Genomic DNA, 19,775 nt, shown 5'->3' on the forward strand with positions numbered 1-19,775 from the left:
AAGGTCTCGGTGACCAATGTTAAAGAACACCTTCCCGAGCGGCGATCGTTGGCGTGGAATGGGTAGATCGGGGCAGGCACGGTGGCCTCGTCCTGCGGGCCATCGCAGGCAGCGGGTTCTGCACCGACACTCCGCACGGAGGGAGCAGCCGTGACGACTGTTCGCGAGACCTCGATCGAGCGGATCAGGCGCCGTCGCACCGGGACCGTGATCGCCTCGTGGCTGTCGACGACCGACCACAAGGTCATCGGCTACCTCTACCTGATCACGTCCTTCGGGTTCTTCCTCGTCGCGGGCGTGATGGCCATGTTCATCAGGGCCGAGCTCGCCGCGCCCGGCATGCAGATCGTCAGCCAGCAGCAGTACAACCAGCTCTTCACCATCCACGGCACGGTGATGCTGCTGCTGTTCGCGACCCCGCTGTTCGCCGGGTTCGCCAACGTGGTCATGCCGCTGCAGATCGGCGCGCCGGACGTCGCCTTCCCGCGGCTGAACGCGGTGGCGTACTGGCTGTTCCTGTTCGGCGGGCTGATGGTGGTGGCGGGCTTCTTCACGCCCGGGGGCCCGGCCGACTTCGGCTGGTTCGCCTACACGCCGCTGTCGTCCTCGCTCCACTCGCCGCAGGTGGGCGGCGATCTGTGGATCATGGGACTGGCGCTGTCCGGGCTCGGCACGATCCTCGGCGCCGTCAACTTCATCACCACGATCATCGGCATGCGCGCCCCGGGCATGACGATGTTCCGCATGCCGCTCTTCACCTGGAACGTGCTGCTGACCAGCATGCTCGTGCTGATGGCGTTCCCCGTGCTGGCCGCGGCGCTGCTCGTGCTGGAGTCGGACCGCAAGCTGGGCACGCAGGTCTTCCTCAGCGAGAACGGAGGCCCGCTGCTCTGGCAGCACCTGTTCTGGTTCTTCGGCCATCCCGAGGTCTACATCATCGCGTTGCCGTTCTTCGGGATCATCTCCGAGGTGATCCCGGTGTTCAGCCGCAAGCCGCTGTTCGGCTACATGGGGCTGGTCGGCGCGACCATCACCATCGCCGGGCTGTCGATGACCGTGTGGGCGCACCACATGTTCCCGACCGGTCAGGTGCTGCTGCCGTTCTTCTCGTTCATGACGTTCCTCATCGCGGTGCCCACCGGGGTGAAGTTCTTCAACTGGATCGGCACGATGTGGCGGGGCCATCTGAGCTTCGAGACGCCGATGCTGTTCGCGGTGGGGTTCCTGGTCACGTTCCTGCTCGGCGGGCTCACCGGGGTCATCCTGGCCTCGCCGCCGCTGGACTTCCACATCAGCGACACCTATTTCGTCGTCGCCCACTTCCACTACGTCGTCTTCGGCACCGTGGTGTTCGCCATGTTCTCCGGCTTCTACTTCTGGTGGCCGAAGATGACCGGCCGGCTGCTGGACGACCGCCTGGGCAAGGTGCACTTCTGGACGCTGTTCGTCGGCTTCCACGTCACGTTCCTGGTGCAGCACTGGCTGGGGCAGATCGGCATGCCCAGGCGGTACGCCGACTATGGCGCCGGTGACGGCTTCACGACGCTGAACGAGATCTCCTCCGTCGGGGCGTTCCTGCTCGGCGCCTCGACGCTGCCGTTCCTCTACAACGTGTACAAGACGGCCAGGCGCGCGCCCAAGGTCACGCTCGACGACCCGTGGGGCTACGGCAACTCGCTGGAATGGGCCACCTCCTGCCCGCCGCCGCGCCACAACTTCACCAGCATGCCCCCGATCCGCTCCGAGCGGCCCGCCTTCGACCTGCACTACCCGAAGGAGACGACCCCCGAGGTCGAGCCGGGCGAGACCGCCGCACCGCCGGACGAGGCCGCCGAGGTCGCGCCCGGCAAGGAAACGCCCGATTGATCATGAGGTTTCGCCTATCTAGGGAGATCGGCGATGACAGGGACGAAAATCCCCTTCACCCCCGAGACGGCCCCCTGCGGGAAGAAGTCCGGCGGTGAGCGCCTGCTCGACGACGACGGCTACGGCCTGGTGATCCGTGACCAGCTCTTCGACTGCGGCTGCCGCCGGATCCGCCACGAGTACCACGACGGCAGCATCCACCTCTCCGCCATCCGCCACGACGGCAAGCGGGTGAAGGACCCGATACAACCCGACCACGGGAAGTGACTCAATGATCGATGTGCTCATCGTCGGAGGAGGCGGAGCGGGCCTGCGGGCGGCCATCGCGGTCGCCGAGCGGGACCCCGGGCTGAACGTGGCCGTCGTGTCGAAGGTCTACCCGATGCGCAGCCACACCGTCTCCGCCGAAGGCGGCGCCGCCGCCGTGATCGGCATCGGCGACACGCTCGACGAGCACTGCTACGACACGATCTCGGGCGGTGACTGGCTCTGCGACCAGGACGCGGTCGAGGCGTTCGTGGCCGAGGCGCCCGAGGAGCTGATCCAGCTCGAACACTGGGGCTGCCCGTGGAGCCGGGAGAGCGACGGCCGCGTCGCGGTGCGCCCGTTCGGCGGCATGAAGAAGATGCGCACCTGGTACGCCGCCGACAAGACCGGGTTCCACCTGCTGCACACGCTCTTCCAAACCACCCTGAAATATCAGGACATCATCAGGTACGACGAGTGGTACGTCACCAAGCTCGTCGTCGACGACGGCCGCGTCCACGGCGTCGTGGCCGTCGAGATCAGAACCGGCCGCATCGAGACCATCGCCGCCAAGACCGTCATCCTGGCCACCGGCGGCTGCGGCCGGGTCTTCCCCTTCACCACGAACGCCGCCATCAAGACCGGCGACGGCATGGCCCTGGCCTACCGGGCGGGCGCGCCGCTCAAGGACATGGAGTTCGTCCAGTACCACCCGACGGGCCTGCCGTTCACCGGCATCCTCATCACCGAGGCGGCCAGGGCGGAGGGCGGCTGGCTGATCAACAAGGACGGCTACCGCTACCTCCAGGACTACGACCTCGGCACGCCCACGCCGACGCCGAAGCTGCGCAGCATGGAGCTGGGCCCGCGCGACCGGCTCTCCCAGGCGTTCGTGCACGAGCAGCACGAGGGCCGCACGGTCGACACCCCGTACGGTCCCGTCGTCTACCTGGACCTGCGCCACCTGGGCGAGCGGAAGATCGACGCCCGCATCCCGTTCGTGCGCGAGCTGTGCAAGAGCTACCAGAACCTCGACCCGGCCACCGACCTCATCCCGGTACGCCCGGTCGTGCACTACATGATGGGCGGCGTCCACACCGACATCGAGGGCGCCACGCCCATCGCCGGGCTGTACGCGGCCGGCGAGACCGCCTGCGTGAGCATCAACGGCGCCAACCGGCTCGGCTCGAACTCGCTGCCGGAGATCCTCGTCTTCGGCCGCCGGGCGGGCCTGGCCGCCGCCGACTTCGCCAGGTCGCACAAGGGCGGCGAGGCGGCCGCCGTACGCACCCAGGGGGAGGACGAGCGGCGCCGCCTGGAACGCGCGCGCGAGGGCAAAAGGACCGGCGAGCGCGTCGCCGACCTGCGGGAGCTGATGCAGCACACGCTCGAAGGCGCGGCCGGCATCTACCGCACGGGCGACGTGCTGGCCAAGGCCGTCGACACGCTGGCGGACCTGCGCGAGCGCGCGGAGGACGTACGCGTCGAAGACGTGAGCACCGCGTTCAACACCGAGCTGATCAACCTGCAGGAGCTGCACACCATGCTGGACGTCGCGCAGACCATCGTGGCCTGCGCGCTGAACAGGCAGGAGTCGCGCGGCGCGCACCAGCGCACCGACTTCACCGCCAGGGACGACGACGCCTACCTCGCGCACTCGCTCGTGCACCGCGCACCGGACGGCACGCCGTCCGTCGGCCTGCTGCCCGTGACGATCACCCGCTGGCCCCCGGGAGAAAGGGTTTACGGCCGTGACTGACACCACGCAGGAGGTACGGCAGGAGGCGGGCACGCGGACGATCCGGCTGGAGGTCGCGCGCTACCGTCCGGGCGAGGACGCCGAGCCGGTGTTCCAGGGCTACGACGTGCCGCTGATGGCCGACTGGGCGGTGCTCGACGGGCTCAACTACGTCAAGGACCAGCTCGACGGCAGCCTGTCCTACCGCTGGTCGTGCCGGATGGGCGTGTGCGGCTCGTGCGGCATGAACGTCAACGGCGAGCCCAGGCTGACCTGCGGCACCTTCCTCACCGAGTACGGCGAGGGCCCGGTCAGGATCGAGCCGCTCAAGGGCTTCCCGGTGATCAGGGACCTGGTCGTGGACATCGACGACTTCCTGGCCAAGCTGTCGTCCGTGCGGCCCTGGCTCATCAGGGAGGGTGAGGAGCTGCCGCTGACCACCGAGTACGCGCAGACGCCCGAGCAGCTGGAGGCGTACAAGCAGTACAGCATGTGCATCAACTGCCTGCTGTGCTACTCGGCCTGCCCGGTCTACGTGCTCGATCCCGACTTCCTCGGCCCGGCCGCCATCGCCCTGGCCCAGCGCTACAACCTGGACTCCAGGGACATGGGCGACCGGTTCGACGTGCTCAACCTGGACGAGGCCGTGTGGGGGTGCACGTTCGTCGGCGAGTGCACGCGGGTCTGCCCCAAGCACGTGGATCCGGCCGAGGCCATCCAGCGCTACAAACTGACCGCCGCGCTCCGCTCGATCCTGCCGTGGAGCAAGCGATGACGATCCTGCCGTGGAGCGAGCGATGACGAGCCTGCTGTGGAGCGAGCGATGACGACCCTTCCGTGGGGCGAGCGATGACGACCGGCTACCGGCCGCGCCGCGACGCGTTCTGGTTCGCCCGCACCCGCAGCTACACCCTCTTCGTGCTGCGCGAGCTGACCAGCGTCTTCGTGGCCTGGTCGATCGTCTTCCTGCTGATGCTCATCGACGCGCTGGCCGACGGCACCCTGCCGGAGTTCGCCGCGCTGGCCGCCCGGCCGTGGATGATCGCCCTCAACGTGCTGGCGCTGGCCGCCACCTGCTTCCACGCGATCACCTTCCTCAACCTCGCGCCCAAGGCCACCGTGGTCCGGCTGGACGGCTGGCGGGTGCCCGCCTGGATGATCCAGGGCGGCAACCACTCGGCCTGGGTCCTGGTCTCCGCACTCATCGCCTACTTCATCCTGAGGTCGCCATGAAACGGACCGTGGAGCCGTACCTGTGGCTGTTGTTCAGCGGCGGGGGAGTGGTGGCGGCGTTCGTGCTGCCGGTGTTCGTGCTGTTGTTCGGGGTGCTCATGCCGCTGGGCCTGATCGACTGGCCCGCGGCCGGGCACCTGCAGGCGCTGGCGGGCAACGTGCTCGTACGCCTCGCGCTGCTCGGGGCCGTCGTACTGTGCCTCTTCCATGCGGCGCACCGGATCCGGTTCACCAGCGAGGAGCTGCTCGGCATCGCCAGGTTCGACCTGGTGATCGCGGTGCTCTGCTACGGAGGCGCGGTGGCGGGTGGCGTCGTCGCCGGACTTCTGCTGTTCTAAATGTCGTGGTTTGATCACATTTCGACAACGCACTTTACGATTCGTTTAGTCACCCTCTAACGTCCGGCATTGCAACACCCTATGGCCATGCGCCCGGCGATCCCGGGCAGAGAGGGTTCCTGGTGCCCAGCAGAAAGCGCCTGTTAGCAACGCTCCCGGCGGTAGCCCTCCTCGGGGCCGCCCTGTCCGTGCCCACCGCTCAAGCGTCCGCCGCTGATTACGAGCCCGGTGCCTCGGACTACTACATCAACTACGCTCCGCCCCGGGTCGACAAGGACCCCAAAGAGCCCGCGGTCAACGACCAGCAGCAGCGCTCACTGACTCCCGCGCAGAAGTTCGACAGGAAGTTCACCAGCGGAAACCCGGCGGCCGGCCGCATTCTCGCCGCCCGCGAGGACGAGGCCATCAGGACCGGCCGCAACCCCGCCGAATGGATTTTCAAGAACTCCAAGCAGACCCGTACGGCCAAGCTCCTGACGGTCCTCGTCGAGTTCAACGAGCAGGCCAACGACGACTTCTCCGGGTACAACCGCCTGCGCACGGTGAACAGCGACCCGGACGACTGCGTGGTGGAGCCCCCGGGCACGCTCAAGAACGGCCCGCTGCACAACAGCATCCCGGACCCGGCCTCGCTGCCGCACAAGGACAACAACTCCTTCTGGGTCAAGGACTTCAGCACCGACCACTTCAACAAGATGCTCTACACCGACAAGGGCATCACCGAGCGCGTGCGGACCGACCTGAAGGACCCGCGCGACGGTAAAAAGGGCATCGACATCTCCGGCTCCACGATGAAGAAGATGTACGAGGAGATGTCCAAGGGCGCCTATTCCGTCACCGGGTCGGCGGTCGGCTGGATCAAGGTCCCGCACTCCGAGGCGTACTACGGCGCCGCGGCCTGCGGCGGCGCGCCCCAGGACATGACCGGCCACCCGGGCAACGAGCTCGGCGCCCAGCAGCTCGCCATCGACACGGTGAACTCCCTGGCCCAGGCCCAGCCGGACTTCCCGTGGGCCGACTACGACCTTGAGGACATCTCGGACGCCGACGGCGACGGCAACCACAACGAGCCCGACGGCGTCGTGGACCACCTGGTCCTGGTGCACGCCGGCAAGGACAAGTCCTCCGACGGCGGCGCCGAGGGCACCTACGCCATCTGGGCGCACTCCAGCGCGGTCGCGGGCGGCTACCAGGTCCCCGGCACCGACAAGAAGATCTCGAACTACATCGTGCAGCCCGAGGACTCGGGCGTCGGCGTCTTCGCCCACGAGTACGGCCACGACCTGGGCCTGCCCGACCTGTACGACACCTCGGGCCAGGCCAGCTCCGCCGTGGACTTCTGGGATCTGATGTCCAGCGGCTCCCACTCGGGCCCGATCTTCCAGTCCATGCCGACCCACATGGGTCTGTGGGACAAGTGGGTGCTCGGCTGGGCGAACCCGAAGACGTTCAACCCGGGCGACGCCTCCAAGCTCGTCACGGTCGGGCAGTCCTCGCGCACGCCCAAGCTCACCCAGGACGGCATCCGGGTGAACCTGGCCTCCACGCCGCTGAAGATGATCGACCCGCACAGCGGCTCGAACGCCTGGTGGACCGGCCTGGACCAGGACTGGGCGAACGTCACGATCAACCGCGACGTGCCCGTTCCCGCCGGGAGCGACCTGAAGTTCTGGATGTGGAACAACTACGAGATCGAGCAGGACTGGGACTTCGGCTTCGTCGAGATCTCGACCGACGGCGGCACGACCTGGACCCAGCAGAAGGTCTACGACGAGGCGGGCACCGAGGTCACCACGCCTGACGGCTACCCGGACCCGAACAAGAACCTCAAGACGTTCGGCAACAAGAAGTACGGCCTCACCGGCGAGACCGGCGGCTGGCGGCACGACTACGTCAACCTGACCCCGTACGCCGGGCAGACGATCAAGCTGCGGCTGACGTACAACACCGACGCGGCCTTCCAGCCGCGCGGCTGGCACGCCGACGACTTCCAGCTCACCAACGGCACGACCGCCGTGTGGAGCGACGACGTCGAGGGCGGCGAGAACGGGTGGAAGGCCACCGGCGGCACGTTCACGAACACGAGCGGCACCGGCTGGACCATCAACAACGGCGAGCGCGAGATCTCCCGCTTCTACCTGGCGGAGTGGCGGAACTTCGACGGCTTCGACAAGGGTCTGCAGTACACCTACGACACCGACTACTCCCGCGACGGGGCGTGGAAGGTGCAGAAGCTGAAGTACAACGCGCCTGGCCTGCTGGTCTGGTACCGCGACTCGACGTTCGTGAACAACAACCTGGCCAGCAACCTCAGGCTTCCGCCGAGCCTCGGCTCCAAGGGCAGCCTGCTGGTCGTGGACTCCCACTACGACCCGCTGCGCCGCACCGGCACGGCGGCCGAGAAGGACCCGCAGCTCAACAAGAACCTGCAGGGCCGCGTCCAGTCCTCCAACGCCGCGTTCGGGTTCGGCAAGACGTACCCGTTCAAGGAATGTCTGGAGGCGGCGGACGAGCCGTTCAGCGAGTACTGCACGGACCTGCCCGCGCAGAAGGGCGTGCCGGCCTTCACCGACGCCAAGACCTGGTACCCGGGCCTCGAAGTGATCAACGGTGGGCTCTACTACCGTGACTTCGACGCCTCGGCGGTCGTGCCGTCGAAGGGCGACCAGGTCTACAGCGCCCGCGTGGTGCACCAGGACGGCACCCCCGCCACGGAGCTGTACGGCCAGGTGGCCGCCGGCTCGGTGCTCGGCACCGGCAACCCCGGTGACGAGGGCAAGGCGCTGGGCGTGCAGTTCAAGCTGGTGAGCCCGCTCCCGGGCAACCTGGGCGCCATCGTCCAGGTCGTTCCGCCCAAGAAGTAAAGCGATCCGCGTGGCCGCCGGGGACACCCCCGGCGGCCACGCGTTCACGGCCGGTCGGGTTCTTCAGGTCGGCCGTGGGTCATGGCTTCTGCACCTACGATTGATGACCATGAGCGAACTGCGCACCAAAGACGAGCACACAGCGGCGATCCGGGCAAATCGCCGGGTGGCAGTAGTGGTGAACACTCGCTCGCGCCGCGGCCGACGCCACTATTTCGAGGTGATCGAGCAGATCCACAACCTCGGGTTCGAGCCGCTCGCCGAGCTGTCGGTCTACAACCCCAAGCGGCTGCGCGACCTGCTCGACACGGCCCTGGCCACCGACCCCGATCTGCTCATCGTGGGCGGCGGCGACGGCACGCTCTCCTCCGCCGTGCGGCACGTCGCCCACCGCGACGTCGCGCTCGGGGTGCTCCCGCTCGGCACCACCAACAACTTCGCCCGCAGCCTGGGCCTGCCGCTCGACCTGGCGGGGGCGATCAGGGTGTTCAGCACCGGCAAGGTGGCCGACATCGACCTCGGCATGGCCGACGACCGGCCGTTCGCGAACCTGGCCAGCTTCGGCGTGTCCGTCGAGGTGGCGGGCAAGGTCAAGCCGTGGCTCAAGCGCATCGTGGGCCGGCCCGCCTACCCGCTGACGGCGCTGACGATCCTGCCGGGGCACACGCCGTTCCGTGCGTACATCACGGTCGAGGGACAGCGCCACGAGCTGCTCACCCACCAGCTCAACATCGCCAACGGGCGCTTCCACGGCGGCTGGCAGGTGGCCAAGGACATCAGCATCGACAACGGCATGCTGGTGGCCTACCAGCTCGGCTCGGGCAAGAAGCTGCGCCTGCTCGGCGAGACCCTGATCAGGGCGACCACCGGCCGGTGGCGCAGCCTGGCGGGCGGGCCGTTCGTGATGGGGCGGGAGATGCTGCTGGAGACCGACCCGCCGATGGCCGCCGACGTGGACGGCGAGGTGCGTCTCCGCACCCCGATCAGGCTCCGCGTGGTGCCGAACGGGGTGCGCGTGATGGTCCCGGCCGAGTTCGAGGACCGCTGAGCACCCCGGGTCAGCAGCGCCTGAGGCCGGGGTCTGTCAGCAGCGTCTGAGGCCGGGGTCTGTCAGCAGCGTCTGAGGCCGGGGTCTGTCAGCAGCGTCTGAGGCCGGTGTCCGGCTCGAAGTTGCCGCCACCCTTGAAGTAGAGCTGGCTCACGTAGCCCCATCTGCCGGTATCCGCCATGGTCCTGGCCCACCAGTCGTTGCCGACGTCGCCGCCGCTGAGGTAGAGCGCGTCGCCCTGCCGGCCGCACTCGTACCAGTGGTCGCCGGCGACCGCGATCTCGCCGACGACACCCGAGTCCACGCTGGTGTCCGCGTAGACCTCGATCCGCCCGCTGTCGTGCCAGTCGGGGCACCTCTGCACGGTGTGCACGTCCTGGCCGATGGTCACCTCGAACGGGGCCCCGCACGGGAAGGCGTCGGCGCGTGCCTGCGCGGAGCCGGTGAGCGCCGAGGTCGTTGCCGCCGCCGCCGCGAGTGCCGTCCCCGCGCTCGCCCAGGAGAATCCCATGCTGCCGCCCTTGCTCCGATGATGTCCGTCAGTACTCAACGTAATCGAGCTTGTGCGGATCGTCACCGGGCAGGGAAAGTGCGGAGGGGGCGTGCGTCACACGTCCGCCAGCCCCCTGTAGGCCGGGCCGAGCGCGCGTGCCAGGTCGCCGGGCGGCGGGAAGACGCGCAGGAGCAGGTCGGGGGCGACGGCCGTGTGACGGCGCTCCGGCCGGTGGGCCGTCGCGCCGGGGGCGTAGAAGTCGGCCAGCCGGTCGGCGAACGGTACGTCGTCCACCCGCAGCGGGTCCTCCTCCGGGGTGCCGGCCAGCGACCCCAGCAGCTGCTCCCTGGTCCGCCCGCGCCAGGCCAGCACCAGGAAGGGGTCGTCGTCGAACGACTCGGCCAGCAGGTAGAGCACGGCCGACAGGTGCTTGCACGGGAAGCCCCAGTCGGGGCAGGAGCAGTCCATGTCCAGGTCGCGCGGGAACAGGTCGATGCCGAGCGCGGCGAACAGCTCCTCGATCTCCGTCGGCATCTCGCCCGCCAGCAGCTTGGCCCGGTAGACGGCCTGCGCGGCGATCGCGTCCTCGACGGTGGCCCAGCGGCCCTCGTCGTACGCCTCGATCCTGATCCCGACCTGGTACGGCTCTCGGCGCGAGCCCTGCACGGCCGCCTTGACCTCGCCGGGGGACAGGTCGATCGACAGGACCTGGCCCTGGCGGGCGTACGCGCGGCCCCGGGAGAGGCGGCCCTTGTCGCAGACGCGCTCGAGTATGTCGATGAACCGCCTGGACCACCAGGTCGAGCCGATGCTGCCGCGTTGCGTACGGGCCTTGAGACCGCCCTCGACCTTGATCGGCCCGTTGCCGTCGTACCAGCCGGGCATGCTCAGCCCACCCCCTCTGCCGTCAGGCGGAACACCTCGCGCAGCTCTTCGGTGGACAGGTCCGTGAGCCACTCTTCGCCGGCGCCCACCACCCGCTCGGCCAGGGCCTTCTTGCGCTCGATCATCTGGTCCACGCGCTCTTCGAGGGTGCCGCCGCAGATGAGCTTGCGCACCTGTACGTTCTTGCGCTGCCCGATCCTGAACGCCCGGTCGGTCGCCTGGTCCTCGACGGCCGGGTTCCACCAGCGGTCCACGTGGACGACATGGCTGGCGGCGGTCAGGTTCAGGCCCACGCCGGCCGCCTTGAGCGAGAGCAGGAAGAGCATCGGCTCCTCGTCGCTCTGGAACCGGTCCACCAGCCGGTCGCGGGTCTTCTTCGGCAGGCCGCCGTGCAGCCAGAGGACCGGGCGGTCGAGCCGCTGCGCCAGGTAGGGCTGGAGCATCGTCCCGAACTCGGCGTACTGGGTGAACAGCAGCGCCTTCTCGCCCTCGGCCAGGATCTCCTCGCAGAGCTGCTCCAGGCGGGCGAGCTTGCCCGACCTGCCGGCCAGCCGGGAGCCGTCCTTGAGCAGGTGGGCCGGGTGGTTGCAGACCTGTTTGAGCTTGGCCATGGCGGACAGCACCAGGCCGCGCCGCTCGATGCCCTCGCTGTCGTCGATCTTGGCCAGCATGTCGTCCACGACCGCCTGGTAGAGCGTGGCCTGCTCGGGGGTGAGCGGGCACCACTCCTTGACCTCCATCTTCTCCGGCAAGTCGGAAATGATGGATTTGTCGGTCTTGGCGCGGCGGAGGATGAACGGGCCCGTCGCCCGCTTGAGCGCCTGGGCCGCCTGCTCGTCCTGACGGGCCTCGATGGGCTCCTGGAACCTGGTCCTGAACCGCGAGCGCGACCCCAGCAGGCCCGGGTTGGCGAACTCCATGATCGACCAGAGCTCGGCCAGGTGGTTCTCCACCGGCGTGCCGGTCAGGGCCAGCCTGCCGCCCGTGGGGATCGCTCGTACGGCCTGGGCCTGCAACGTGCCGCTGTTCTTGATCGCCTGGGCCTCGTCGCACACGACCCGGCGCCACTCGAACCCCTTGAGCGTCTCCAGGTCGCGCTGGGCGGTGCCGTACGTGGTGATCACCAGGTCGGCGCCCGCGATCTCGGCGGCGTCGCGCCCGCTGCCGTGGTGCACGTAGACGCGCAGCCCCGGCGCGAACCTGGCGGCCTCCCGCTGCCAGTTCCCGACCAGCGACATCGGGCACACCAGCAACGTCGGCGCCGGCGCCGTGGCGGGCTCCCGTTCGTGGACGAGCAGGGCCAGCGTGGTGATCGTCTTGCCCAGCCCCATGTCGTCGGCCAGCACCCCGCCGAGGCCCAGCTCGGACAGGAAGCTCAGCCACGCCAGCCCGCGCTCCTGGTACGGCCTGAGCGTGGCGTCCAGCCCCGCCGGGGTGGCCAGCGGGACCAGCCGCCGCTCGGCCTGCCCGGACAGGAGGTCGCCGAGCACCCCGTCGGCGTCCACCTCCAGCAGCGGCAGCTCGCCGTCGGCCAGGAGGTCGGCGCCGATGACGTGCCGCATGATCTCCTCGGCGGACGCCTCTCCCGTCCGGCCGCCCTCCACGGCCCTGAGCGCCGCCTTGAGCTGCCCGTCGTCCAGCTCCACCCACTGGCCGCGCACCCTGACCAGCGGCACCTTGAGCCTGGCCAGCTCGGCCAGCTCCGCCTCGCTGATCGTCTCGTCGCCCACCGCCAGGTCGATGCGGAAGTCGACCAGCTCGCGCAGCCCGAACCCCTGTGCTGCCGCCGCCGTCTGCGTCTTGGTCCTGGTGGTGAGCTTCAGCCCCAGCCTCGTACGGCCGGCCCAGCGCGGGAGCTGCACCCCGAAACCGGCCGCCTGCAACAGCGGGGCCGCCTGGCGCAGGAACCCGAACGCGCCCTGGGTGTCCAGCTCCAGCTCGCTCGGCCGGGGGACGCGCAGGGCCCGGTCGAGCTCCGGGTACAGCCGGACGGCCCGGCCCAGGCCGGTCAGCAGCTCTCGTTCCGGCTGGCCCGGCAGGCCCTTCTCGCCGTCCCAGACACGGGCGGCGGGGACGTAGAGGCTGGGGTCGTCGGCGGCCTGCAGGGCCAGCTCGACCCGCCAGTCGTCGGTTTCGGCGGGTTCGAGCAGGCGGAAGCACACGCGGGTCGCGCCCTCCGCCGCCGTCACCGCGTCGTGCCACTTCCGCAGCTCCTGGCGCAGCTCGGGGACGTCGGGGCAGCCCGGCTCCGAGCCTGTCAGCGCGGCCAGCCAGCGCTCGTGCGGCGTCCTGGGCCTGGCCGTGAGCGGCTCGGTCAGCGTCTGCCTGACCAGCGCGTCGGTGAACGCGTCGAGCGCCGCCCGCAGGACGTCCGCGGAGGGGCGCTCGATGTGGGAGGTACGGCACGCGGGGGGCATGGCGAGGGCCAGCTCCCGGAAATATCCGGCATCGACCCCCGTCACCACGGGCCGCCACACCGCTCGCGCATCCGCCTCGGGCGGCGCCCACATGGCCATGGAGTCATCAGGCACCAGCCCGGCGGGCACGGCGGGGGCTGGGATGAGGTGGGGGAGGACGCGGCCCCGGCGGACCAGGTCGCGGGCGAAGGCGGCGACGGCGGCCCAGTGGCGCATTGTGGCGGTGCCCGTGTGCTCGCCGAGAGCGCGCAGAGCCTGAGCGGCGGGCGGCACGACGGCGGGGACCTCCCAGAGGCGCAGCCGGGGCCGGGCCACGTCGGCCAGCCGCCCGGTCTCCGGAGAGGGCAGCGGCTCCCTGGCCGAGCCGGGAAGAAGCAGCTCCAGCGTCCTGGACGGCGAGCCGTCGAGCCCGAGCACGGCGGCGACCTCGGCGGCGGGCGCGGCGTGCGGATGCGACCGCGCCGCACCGGCCTTCCCACGCGGCCGACCGGTCGGATGCGTGGTCAGGGGGTCGGTCGGTGGCAAGGTGTCGTCGGTCTCAGCCCAGAAGGCGAGCCCGTCCGCCGCCCAAACCCCGTGTACCAGCACCCCGGCAGGCTACCGCCAGGCATGGGAGGCACGGTCCCGTCGCGGGCCAGGCGTGCCGTCGTGCCTGCGGGTTTCGGGAGAGAAGGTCGTTCTAGGATCGAATCATGAGGTTCCAGGGGGCAGAGGACAGGTGGCGGGAGCGGCTCGGCAAGCTGCGGGACGTGGTCAGGCAGGAGCTCGTCACCCGGCAGCTGGCCCGGCACCTCCCGCCGCCCCCGTGCCGGATCCTCGACGTCGGCAGCGGCCAGGGCACGCAGGCGCTCAGGATGGCGGCCGCCGGCCACCACGTCACGGCGCTGGACGCCTCCCGCGAGCTCCTCGACCTCCTGGAGGCCGGGATCGAGCCGGGCATGGACATCACGGCCGTGCAGGCCGAGGCCGAGCGCCTGGGGGAGCTGTTCGAGCCGGGCAGCTTCGACGCCGTCCTGTGCCACGGCGTGCTGATGTACTTCGACGACCCGGGCCCGCTGCTCGCCGGCCTGGCCCGCCTCCTCGCGCCCCACGGCGTCCTGTCGCTGCTCGTGCGCAACGGCGACGCCCTGGCCATGCGCCCGGGGCTGCTGGGCGACTGGCAGGGGGCGCTGCGGGGGTTCGACGAGCGCTCGTACGTCAACCGGCTCGGCGTCCCCGCCAGGGCCGACCGGCTCGGCGAGCTGGCGGCGCGGCTGGGCGTACTGGGGCTGGAGGTGACCGAGTGGTACGGCGTGCGGGTGTTCACCGACGCCCTGCCCGACGACGCGCCCGTTCCTGAGGGTCTCGGCGACCTGCTGGCGGCGGAGGAGCGGGCGGGCAGGACCGACCCCTACCGGGGTGTGGCCGCGCTGACCCACCTCATCTGTCAGCTCCAGTCCGGCGGCACCGGCAGGCCTTCCGCCTGAGCCGGCGGCGTGCAGGCCGGGACAGCCAGCCGGACATGTCGGTCATGCGGGAGAGCTTATATAAGCGGTTCGTGAAGTTGTACGATGAAGATATGAACCCTCCAGGATCGTGGTGCGAGCGGCCCAAGCGGCAGGCTCCTTCATGCGAGCTGCCCTCCCCGTGGAGCAAGCCGAAGCAGCCCGACAACTGGTGTGACGTGCAGAAGGACCCGGTGCTGTCCGCGCTGGGCTTCCTGCTGAGGGTCGCCAAGCGGTAATAAGCGGGTGATAGAACGCCGCTTGTCTGGGTAGTCGCCATCCTCAGCGGAGGAGGCGAACGACGTGAACGACACCCACAAGCTGGTCAACGATCTCTCCGAGCAGGTCTCCAGGCTCGTCAAGGACGAACTTCGCCTGGCCAGGCTCGAGCTCACGGAAAAGGGCAAGCGCGCGGGATTCGGCGCGGGCCTGTTCGGTGCGGCGGGACTCGTCGCGTTCTTCGGTGGCGCCGCTCTGGTGGCCACCGTCATCATGCTCCTCGCTCTGGTCATGCCCGCGTGGGCGGCGGCCGCGATCGTGGCGGTCGTGTTGTTCGTCGTCGCCGCGTTGCTCGGGCTGATCGGTAAGAACCAGGTGAAACGAGCCGCGCCGCCGGTCCCGTCGGAGACCCTCGCGAGCGTCAAGGCCGATATCGACATGGTCAAGGAGAGGGCACGCCGATGAGCGAGACCGACCCCGGATACAGCGAGCAGCACGCCGGAGACGTCGGGGCCCGCAGGGCGACCGTGGGCACGCCGACGGAACGCGAATCGATCAACGTGCCCCCGACGAGACCGGGCGCGGCGGAGAACGCGCGGCAGGCGGAGGCCGCGCGTCAGGAACACGAGACCTTCATCCCCGCGGCCCCCGTCCCCGACGAGCGGTCCGAGGCCACCGAGAGCCTGCGGACCGAAGAGGAGTCGCTGGGCGGGGAACGTGCGGGCGACGATGACGAGGAAGAGGACGACGTGCGTAGAGACATCGAACAGACCCGAAGAGAGCTGGGCGACACCGTCAGTGCGCTGGCCGACAAGGCCGACGTGAAGGCGCGGGCGTCGCACGCGGCCGAGGTGACCAAGGACCGGGCGGCCGACGCGGCGGAGGCGGTCAAGGATCGGGCGGCCGACGCGGCGGAGATCGTCAAGGACCGGGCCGCGGACGCGGCGGAGGTCGTCAAGGGCAAGGCGTCCGAGATGGCGGGCAAGGTTCGTGAGAGCACGCCCGACCAGGTCAAGGACGCGGCGGCCGAGGCGAAGAAGCGGCCGGTGCTGCTCATCGCCGTCGGCGGCGCCGTGGCCGCCTTCGTGGTGCGCCGGATGGTGCGCCGCAGCAAGGCCAGGAAGCAGGGGCCGGTCAGCAAGGCCAAGAAGTGGGTCAAGAGGTAGGTGCGTGCGGAGGGCGGGAGCCGTACGCGGTGTCCCGCCCCCGGCCGCAGGCCGATACGCTGCCGGAGTGATGCGTCGAACGGCCGCCGCCGCCCTGCTCGCCCTGCTGACGGCGGGATGCGGGGCAGGCTCGGCGGTGAGCGACTTCGGCACGGTGGTCAAGGGCGTCAAGGGGTCCACCGTGCAGGTCGAGCTGCGGCCGGGGCAGCGGTTCTCGCTGGCCGTCGTCGACAATCCGTCGGTGGGCGACAGCTGGGACCTGGTGGAGGTGCCGGACGCGAAGGTGGCCTCGTTCATCAGCGAGGAGCGTCAGAGCGCGGGCGACGCGCCCGGAGCCGGCGGCACGACCTACTTCGTCTTCAACAGCAAGCAGCCGGGCACGACGGAGATCAGGCTGCGCGACTGCTGGCGTTGCGGCCAGGGCAAGACGCCGTCGACGGAGGAGAGCAAGCAGCAGTCCGGCGAGGCGATCTTCGCGGTCACCGTGCGGAAATAGGCTCCCTCAGCTCGTGCGCACGGCGCGGCACAGCACCGTGAGAGTGGTCTCCTCGACCAGATCGGCGTCCGCGCCGGCGGCCATCAGGCGCTGGCCCTCGCCCAGGATGCTCCACCCCAGCCGGGCCACCAGCCCGGGATGCTCGTGCCCGGCGTCGGCCAGCACCTCGTGGAGCGGGCCGATCATCGTCTCGTGGAGCTGGTCGAGCCGGTCCTGGCAGCCGGGGGGCAGCTCGACCGAGGAGAACGTGCGCAGCAGCGCGTAGTCGGGGCTCCGTACGAACGACAGCGTCACCGCTCCGAACGCCCGCACCCGCGCCTCCAGCCCTTCCTGGGCGGAGACGGCGCTCTCCAGCCGGGCGGCCCAGCGCGGGATCGCGTCCTCGACGAGCTGGGCGAGGATGTCGGCGGTGGAGGAGAAGTAGCGGTAGACGCTGGAGCGGGCCAGCCCCACGCGCGCCCCGACGGCCGCCGGGGTGAGCCCGGCGGCGCCCTCGGCGACCAGGATCTCCATCGCGGCGGCCAGCAGGGCCGCGTGCTGGCCCGCGCGGTGGTCGGCCACCGTGGCCGCGCTGATCCTCGGCACTCACTCCTCCTCGCGTCGTCCCCCTCCAGTATCGGGCAGCAGCAGCGTCGCCCCGACGCCGCCGAGCAGCACGAGTCCCGTGACGATGGTGACCCGGCGGGTGGCGTCCGCGGCGGCGGCGACCGCGGCGGCGTGTTTCGCCGGGTCCCTGATCGTCGCGACGGCCGCGCCGGCGCTCTCGCGCACGGCGTGCCGCAGCGCGTCCTCGCCCGGCAGGCGCTCGGCCATCGCCGCGTCCAGCCCGGTGACCAGCACCGCGCCGAGCACGGCGATGCCGATGGCGGCGCCGAGCTGGCGGATCGTGCTCTGCAGCCCCGAGGCCACCCCGGACAGGCGGGCGGGTACGTCGGCCAGCATCACGTTCGGGAGCTGGGCGGAGGCGAACCCGATGCCGATCCCGTAGACGATCAGCCAGGGCACCAGCGACCACGGTCCGAGCGCGGGCGAGACGGTCAGCCCGACCGCGATCGCGGCGGCCGCCTCCAGCCCGAGCCCCAGCCGGACGATGATCCGCGGCGCCAGGGGCAGCCTGGGCACGACGCCGCCGGCCAGGAACGTGCCGGCCGCCAGCGAGGCGATGATCAGCCCGGTCTCGAACGCGGTGAATCCCATGGCCGTCTGCAGGAACAGCGGCAGCACCAGGATCAGCCCGAACTCGCCGAGCGTGATGATCATCGCGGCGGCTCCGCCGTACCTGAAGGAGGGGATGGCGAGCAGGGAGAGGTCCAGGATCACCGGCCGGCCCGCACGGGCTCTGGCCCGCTCGACCAGCACGAGCGCGCCGAGCGCGAGCACCGCCCCCAGGAACGCGAACGGGATCGGGGACAGCCCGCCGTCCCGCGCGGTGAACCAGCCGTACCGCTGGCCCTCGATCAGCCCGAACACCAGCGACGACATGCCGAGGACCGACAGCAGGACGCCGGGCACGTCCCGGCCGGCCGCGCCCGGGTCCCTCGACTCCGGCACCCGCAGCGTGCCGAGCAGCACCAGCAGGCCGATCGGCAGATTCACCCAGAACGCCCAGCGCCAGCCGAAGTCCGTCACCACCCAGCCGCCGGCCAGCGGCCCGAGCGCGGCCATGCCGCCGATGATCGACCCCCAGACGGCGAACGCGACGGTCCTGCGGGGGCCCGTGTAGAGGGAGTTGATGATCGCGAGCGTCATCGGCACCACCATCGAGGCGCCGGCCCCCTGCAGCACCCGTGCGCCGATCAGCATCGCGCCGCTGCCCGCCGCGGCCGCGAGCATGCTGGCGGCCAGGAACACCACCGTGCCGATCACGAACGTCCTGCGCCGCCCGCGCACGTCACCCGTCCGCCCGAGCGGGATGAGCAGCGCGGCGAACGTGAGCGAGTAGATCGAGTTCACCCATTCGACGTCCGTGGCGGACAGCCCGAGGTCGCCCATGATCGCGGGAACGGCCACGTTCACGATGGTCGCGTCGATGATGATCATCGACATGCCGACGCCGAGCACGATGAGGGGGAGCCAGCTCTGCCGGGTCCGCCCATTTAGCGACACCATGTTTCTAACATAGCAACATGCTGTCGCCAAATGACGCGTTAGGCTGCGGATCATGGACTTCATCCGGGTGCGCGCGTCCGCCGACGGGGCGGAGACGATCTCCTACTGGACCGGCGACGTCTACGGCTGGCAGGACGGCGACGGGCCGCACCATCTGTTCGGCTTCGAGGGGCTCAACGTGGCCAGGGCGGTCGAGGTCGACGGCGGCTGGCAGCTCCTGACCAGGGAGGCCGCCCTCTATCTCGACCCCAGGACGCGGCAGGTGCTCGACACCTGGGACAACCCGCTGACCGGGCGCGCGGTCGAGGTGCAGCACGTCTTCAACGACCCGGTCAACCAGCGGCTCGGCGCCTACCCGGTGCCGGAGACCCGGCTGGGCGGGCAGATCGCCTACAACGTGGACATCCGCCTGGCCTACCCCTCGCCGCTGAAGGTCGCCGACTATCCGGACAACTCCGCCGACGACACCTACCGGGCGATGGAGCTGTTCCAGTTCTTCGCCTCGGCGGCGGACGTGGAGTCCGGCGTGCCCGGCGTGCCGTGCGTGTTCTCGTGGTGCCGGGTCTCGCCGTGGCTGCCCTGGATGGCCATGGGGCAGCGCGGGGGCGGGCTGGTCTACCACTGCAGGGGCACGAAGCTGCCCGCGGGCGAGGTGCCCGAGCGGCTGCGCGAGCGGGTCGGCGAGCGGTTCCTGCACGCGCCCGACACGTGGTCGGCCCCCAACGTGACGAGCTGGACCGCGTTCGCGGATAAGGTCGGGCGGTGAGCACTGACCTGTTCTGCGAGATCATCGCGGGGGAGCGGCCCGCCTACGTGGTGCGCTCCGACGAGGTGGCGGTCTCGTTCCTGGACACCCGGCCGGTCTTCAAGGGGCACGTGCTGGTCGTGCCCAGGCTCCACGTGGAGACGCTCACCGACCTGGCCGACGTCGGCCCGTTCTTCGAGCGGGTGCGGGCCATGGCCGGGGCGGTGGAGGAGGGGCTGGAGGCCGGCGGCACGTTCGTGGCCATGAACAACCGGATCAGCCAGAGCGTGGCCCACCTGCACGTGCACGTGGTGCCGCGCAACAAGAAGGACGGGCTGCGCGGGTTCTTCTGGCCGCGCACCACCTACGCCTCCGCCGAGGAGGCCCAGTCCTACGCCGACCTGATCGCCAAGGCACTCTGAGCTAAG

20 protein-coding genes are annotated in these 19,775 nt (G+C 70.2%); 15 read left to right on the forward strand and 5 right to left on the reverse strand.

The window, feature by feature from the left end:
* The first annotated feature begins 150 nt into the window (after positions 1-150).
* The 8 genes from ctaD (at position 151) to ABEA43_RS10400 (ending at position 9,333) form a co-directional block, all read left to right on the forward strand.
* Positions 151-1,866, forward strand: coding sequence for an aa3-type cytochrome oxidase subunit I (gene ctaD / locus ABEA43_RS10365; RefSeq protein WP_345560616.1), 1,716 nt, complete (start codon positions 151-153; stop codon positions 1,864-1,866).
* Between the two features lie 33 nt (positions 1,867-1,899).
* A complete protein-coding gene (locus tag ABEA43_RS10370; protein ID WP_345560618.1) occupies positions 1,900-2,133 on the forward strand; it encodes a hypothetical protein in 234 nt (77 codons plus the stop codon).
* Positions 2,134-2,137: 4 nt separating this feature from the next.
* Complete coding sequence (frdA, locus tag ABEA43_RS10375) at positions 2,138-3,871, forward strand: fumarate reductase (quinol) flavoprotein subunit (RefSeq protein ID WP_345560620.1); 1,734 nt, start codon at positions 2,138-2,140, stop codon at positions 3,869-3,871.
* Positions 3,864-4,625, forward strand: coding sequence for a succinate dehydrogenase iron-sulfur subunit (sdhB, locus tag ABEA43_RS10380; protein ID WP_345560622.1), 762 nt, complete (start codon positions 3,864-3,866; stop codon positions 4,623-4,625). The genes frdA and sdhB overlap by 8 nt, the downstream gene beginning before the upstream one ends.
* 74 nt (positions 4,626-4,699) lie before the next feature.
* Positions 4,700-5,083, forward strand: coding sequence for a hypothetical protein (locus ABEA43_RS10385; protein WP_345560623.1), 384 nt, complete (start codon positions 4,700-4,702; stop codon positions 5,081-5,083).
* Positions 5,080-5,421, forward strand: a complete 342-nt coding sequence (gene frdD, locus ABEA43_RS10390; RefSeq protein ID WP_345560624.1) for a fumarate reductase subunit FrdD — start codon at positions 5,080-5,082, stop codon at positions 5,419-5,421. Before ABEA43_RS10385 ends, frdD begins: the two co-directional genes overlap by 4 nt.
* Positions 5,422-5,543: 122 nt before the next feature.
* Positions 5,544-8,285 (forward strand): immune inhibitor A domain-containing protein, encoded by a 2,742-nt coding sequence (locus ABEA43_RS10395; protein ID WP_345560626.1) that lies wholly within the window; start codon positions 5,544-5,546, stop codon positions 8,283-8,285.
* Positions 8,286-8,394: 109 nt separating this feature from the next.
* Positions 8,395-9,333: a diacylglycerol/lipid kinase family protein gene (locus ABEA43_RS10400; RefSeq protein ID WP_345560628.1), complete on the forward strand. Its 939-nt coding sequence runs from the start codon at positions 8,395-8,397 to the stop codon at positions 9,331-9,333.
* Positions 9,334-9,421: 88 nt separating this feature from the next.
* Here ABEA43_RS10400 and ABEA43_RS10405 read toward each other — a convergent pair whose 3' ends face one another.
* The 3 genes from ABEA43_RS10405 to ABEA43_RS10415 all read right to left on the reverse strand — a co-directional run bounded on the left by ABEA43_RS10405 (position 9,422) and on the right by ABEA43_RS10415 (position 13,716).
* Positions 9,422-9,844 carry a hypothetical protein gene (locus tag ABEA43_RS10405; RefSeq protein WP_345560629.1) on the reverse strand — a complete coding sequence of 141 codons (423 nt, stop codon included), beginning with the start codon at positions 9,842-9,844 and terminating at the stop codon, positions 9,422-9,424.
* A 96-nt stretch (positions 9,845-9,940) separates the two neighbouring features.
* The gene (locus tag ABEA43_RS10410) at positions 9,941-10,711 is read right to left on the reverse strand and encodes an SWIM zinc finger family protein (RefSeq protein WP_345560630.1); all 771 of its coding nucleotides are present in this window, start codon (positions 10,709-10,711) and stop codon (positions 9,941-9,943) included.
* A 2-nt stretch (positions 10,712-10,713) separates the two neighbouring features.
* A complete protein-coding gene (locus ABEA43_RS10415; RefSeq protein ID WP_345560632.1) occupies positions 10,714-13,716 on the reverse strand; it encodes a DEAD/DEAH box helicase in 3,003 nt (1,000 codons plus the stop codon).
* Positions 13,717-13,820: 104 nt separating this feature from the next.
* Between ABEA43_RS10415 and ABEA43_RS10420 the strand changes: the two genes are divergently transcribed.
* The 5 genes from ABEA43_RS10420 (at position 13,821) to ABEA43_RS10440 (ending at position 16,493) form a co-directional block, all read left to right on the forward strand.
* The gene (locus tag ABEA43_RS10420) at positions 13,821-14,594 is read left to right on the forward strand and encodes a methyltransferase domain-containing protein (RefSeq protein WP_345560635.1); all 774 of its coding nucleotides are present in this window, start codon (positions 13,821-13,823) and stop codon (positions 14,592-14,594) included.
* A 92-nt stretch (positions 14,595-14,686) separates the two neighbouring features.
* Entirely contained in the window at positions 14,687-14,851 is a 165-nt protein-coding gene (locus ABEA43_RS10425; RefSeq protein ID WP_345560636.1) for a hypothetical protein, read from the forward strand.
* A gap of 64 nt (positions 14,852-14,915) precedes the next feature.
* Positions 14,916-15,296, forward strand: a complete 381-nt coding sequence (locus tag ABEA43_RS10430) for a phage holin family protein (protein WP_345560637.1) — start codon at positions 14,916-14,918, stop codon at positions 15,294-15,296.
* Complete coding sequence (locus tag ABEA43_RS10435; protein ID WP_345560639.1) at positions 15,293-15,997, forward strand: DUF3618 domain-containing protein; 705 nt, start codon at positions 15,293-15,295, stop codon at positions 15,995-15,997. The genes ABEA43_RS10430 and ABEA43_RS10435 overlap by 4 nt, the downstream gene beginning before the upstream one ends.
* Before the next feature lie 70 nt (positions 15,998-16,067).
* The gene (locus tag ABEA43_RS10440; protein WP_345560808.1) at positions 16,068-16,493 is read left to right on the forward strand and encodes a protease inhibitor I42 family protein; all 426 of its coding nucleotides are present in this window, start codon (positions 16,068-16,070) and stop codon (positions 16,491-16,493) included.
* Between the two features lie 6 nt (positions 16,494-16,499).
* Here the strand turns inward: ABEA43_RS10440 and ABEA43_RS10445 are convergent, their stop codons facing one another.
* Positions 16,500-17,078 carry a TetR/AcrR family transcriptional regulator gene (locus ABEA43_RS10445; protein WP_345560641.1) on the reverse strand — a complete coding sequence of 193 codons (579 nt, stop codon included), beginning with the start codon at positions 17,076-17,078 and terminating at the stop codon, positions 16,500-16,502.
* Positions 17,079-18,602, reverse strand: a complete 1,524-nt coding sequence (locus ABEA43_RS10450; RefSeq protein ID WP_345560642.1) for an MFS transporter — start codon at positions 18,600-18,602, stop codon at positions 17,079-17,081. It abuts the gene before it with no gap.
* Between the two features lie 52 nt (positions 18,603-18,654).
* Between ABEA43_RS10450 and ABEA43_RS10455 the strand changes: the two genes are divergently transcribed.
* A complete protein-coding gene (locus ABEA43_RS10455) occupies positions 18,655-19,368 on the forward strand; it encodes a DUF1838 family protein (RefSeq protein ID WP_345560644.1) in 714 nt (237 codons plus the stop codon).
* The gene (locus tag ABEA43_RS10460) at positions 19,365-19,769 is read left to right on the forward strand and encodes an HIT family protein (RefSeq protein WP_345560645.1); all 405 of its coding nucleotides are present in this window, start codon (positions 19,365-19,367) and stop codon (positions 19,767-19,769) included. The genes ABEA43_RS10455 and ABEA43_RS10460 overlap by 4 nt, the downstream gene beginning before the upstream one ends.
* Positions 19,770-19,775: the final 6 nt, after the last annotated feature.

It is taken from the genome of Nonomuraea rosea, assembly GCF_039539705.1.
GTDB classification, from domain to species: domain Bacteria; phylum Actinomycetota; class Actinomycetes; order Streptosporangiales; family Streptosporangiaceae; genus Nonomuraea; species Nonomuraea rosea.

Excerpts from the sequence above, each read along its gene's own strand:
- ABEA43_RS10370 (WP_345560618.1), top strand. The coding sequence starts at position 1,900 with ATGACAGGGACGAAAATCCCCTTCACCCCCGAGACGGCCCCCTGCGGG.
- frdA (WP_345560620.1), top strand. The coding sequence starts at position 2,138 with ATGATCGATGTGCTCATCGTCGGAGGAGGCGGAGCGGGCCTGCGGGCG.
- ABEA43_RS10385 (WP_345560623.1), top strand. The coding sequence starts at position 4,700 with ATGACGACCGGCTACCGGCCGCGCCGCGACGCGTTCTGGTTCGCCCGC.
- frdD (WP_345560624.1), top strand. The coding sequence starts at position 5,080 with ATGAAACGGACCGTGGAGCCGTACCTGTGGCTGTTGTTCAGCGGCGGG.
- ABEA43_RS10400 (WP_345560628.1), top strand. The coding sequence starts at position 8,395 with ATGAGCGAACTGCGCACCAAAGACGAGCACACAGCGGCGATCCGGGCA.
- ABEA43_RS10405 (WP_345560629.1), bottom strand. The coding sequence starts at position 9,844 with ATGGGATTCTCCTGGGCGAGCGCGGGGACGGCACTCGCGGCGGCGGCG.
- ABEA43_RS10410 (WP_345560630.1), bottom strand. The coding sequence starts at position 10,711 with ATGCCCGGCTGGTACGACGGCAACGGGCCGATCAAGGTCGAGGGCGGT.
- ABEA43_RS10420 (WP_345560635.1), top strand. The coding sequence starts at position 13,821 with ATGAGGTTCCAGGGGGCAGAGGACAGGTGGCGGGAGCGGCTCGGCAAG.
- ABEA43_RS10425 (WP_345560636.1), top strand. The coding sequence starts at position 14,687 with ATGAACCCTCCAGGATCGTGGTGCGAGCGGCCCAAGCGGCAGGCTCCT.
- ABEA43_RS10435 (WP_345560639.1), top strand. The coding sequence starts at position 15,293 with ATGAGCGAGACCGACCCCGGATACAGCGAGCAGCACGCCGGAGACGTC.
- ABEA43_RS10440 (WP_345560808.1), top strand. The coding sequence starts at position 16,068 with ATGCGTCGAACGGCCGCCGCCGCCCTGCTCGCCCTGCTGACGGCGGGA.
- ABEA43_RS10450 (WP_345560642.1), bottom strand. The coding sequence starts at position 18,602 with ATGGTGTCGCTAAATGGGCGGACCCGGCAGAGCTGGCTCCCCCTCATC.
- ABEA43_RS10455 (WP_345560644.1), top strand. The coding sequence starts at position 18,655 with ATGGACTTCATCCGGGTGCGCGCGTCCGCCGACGGGGCGGAGACGATC.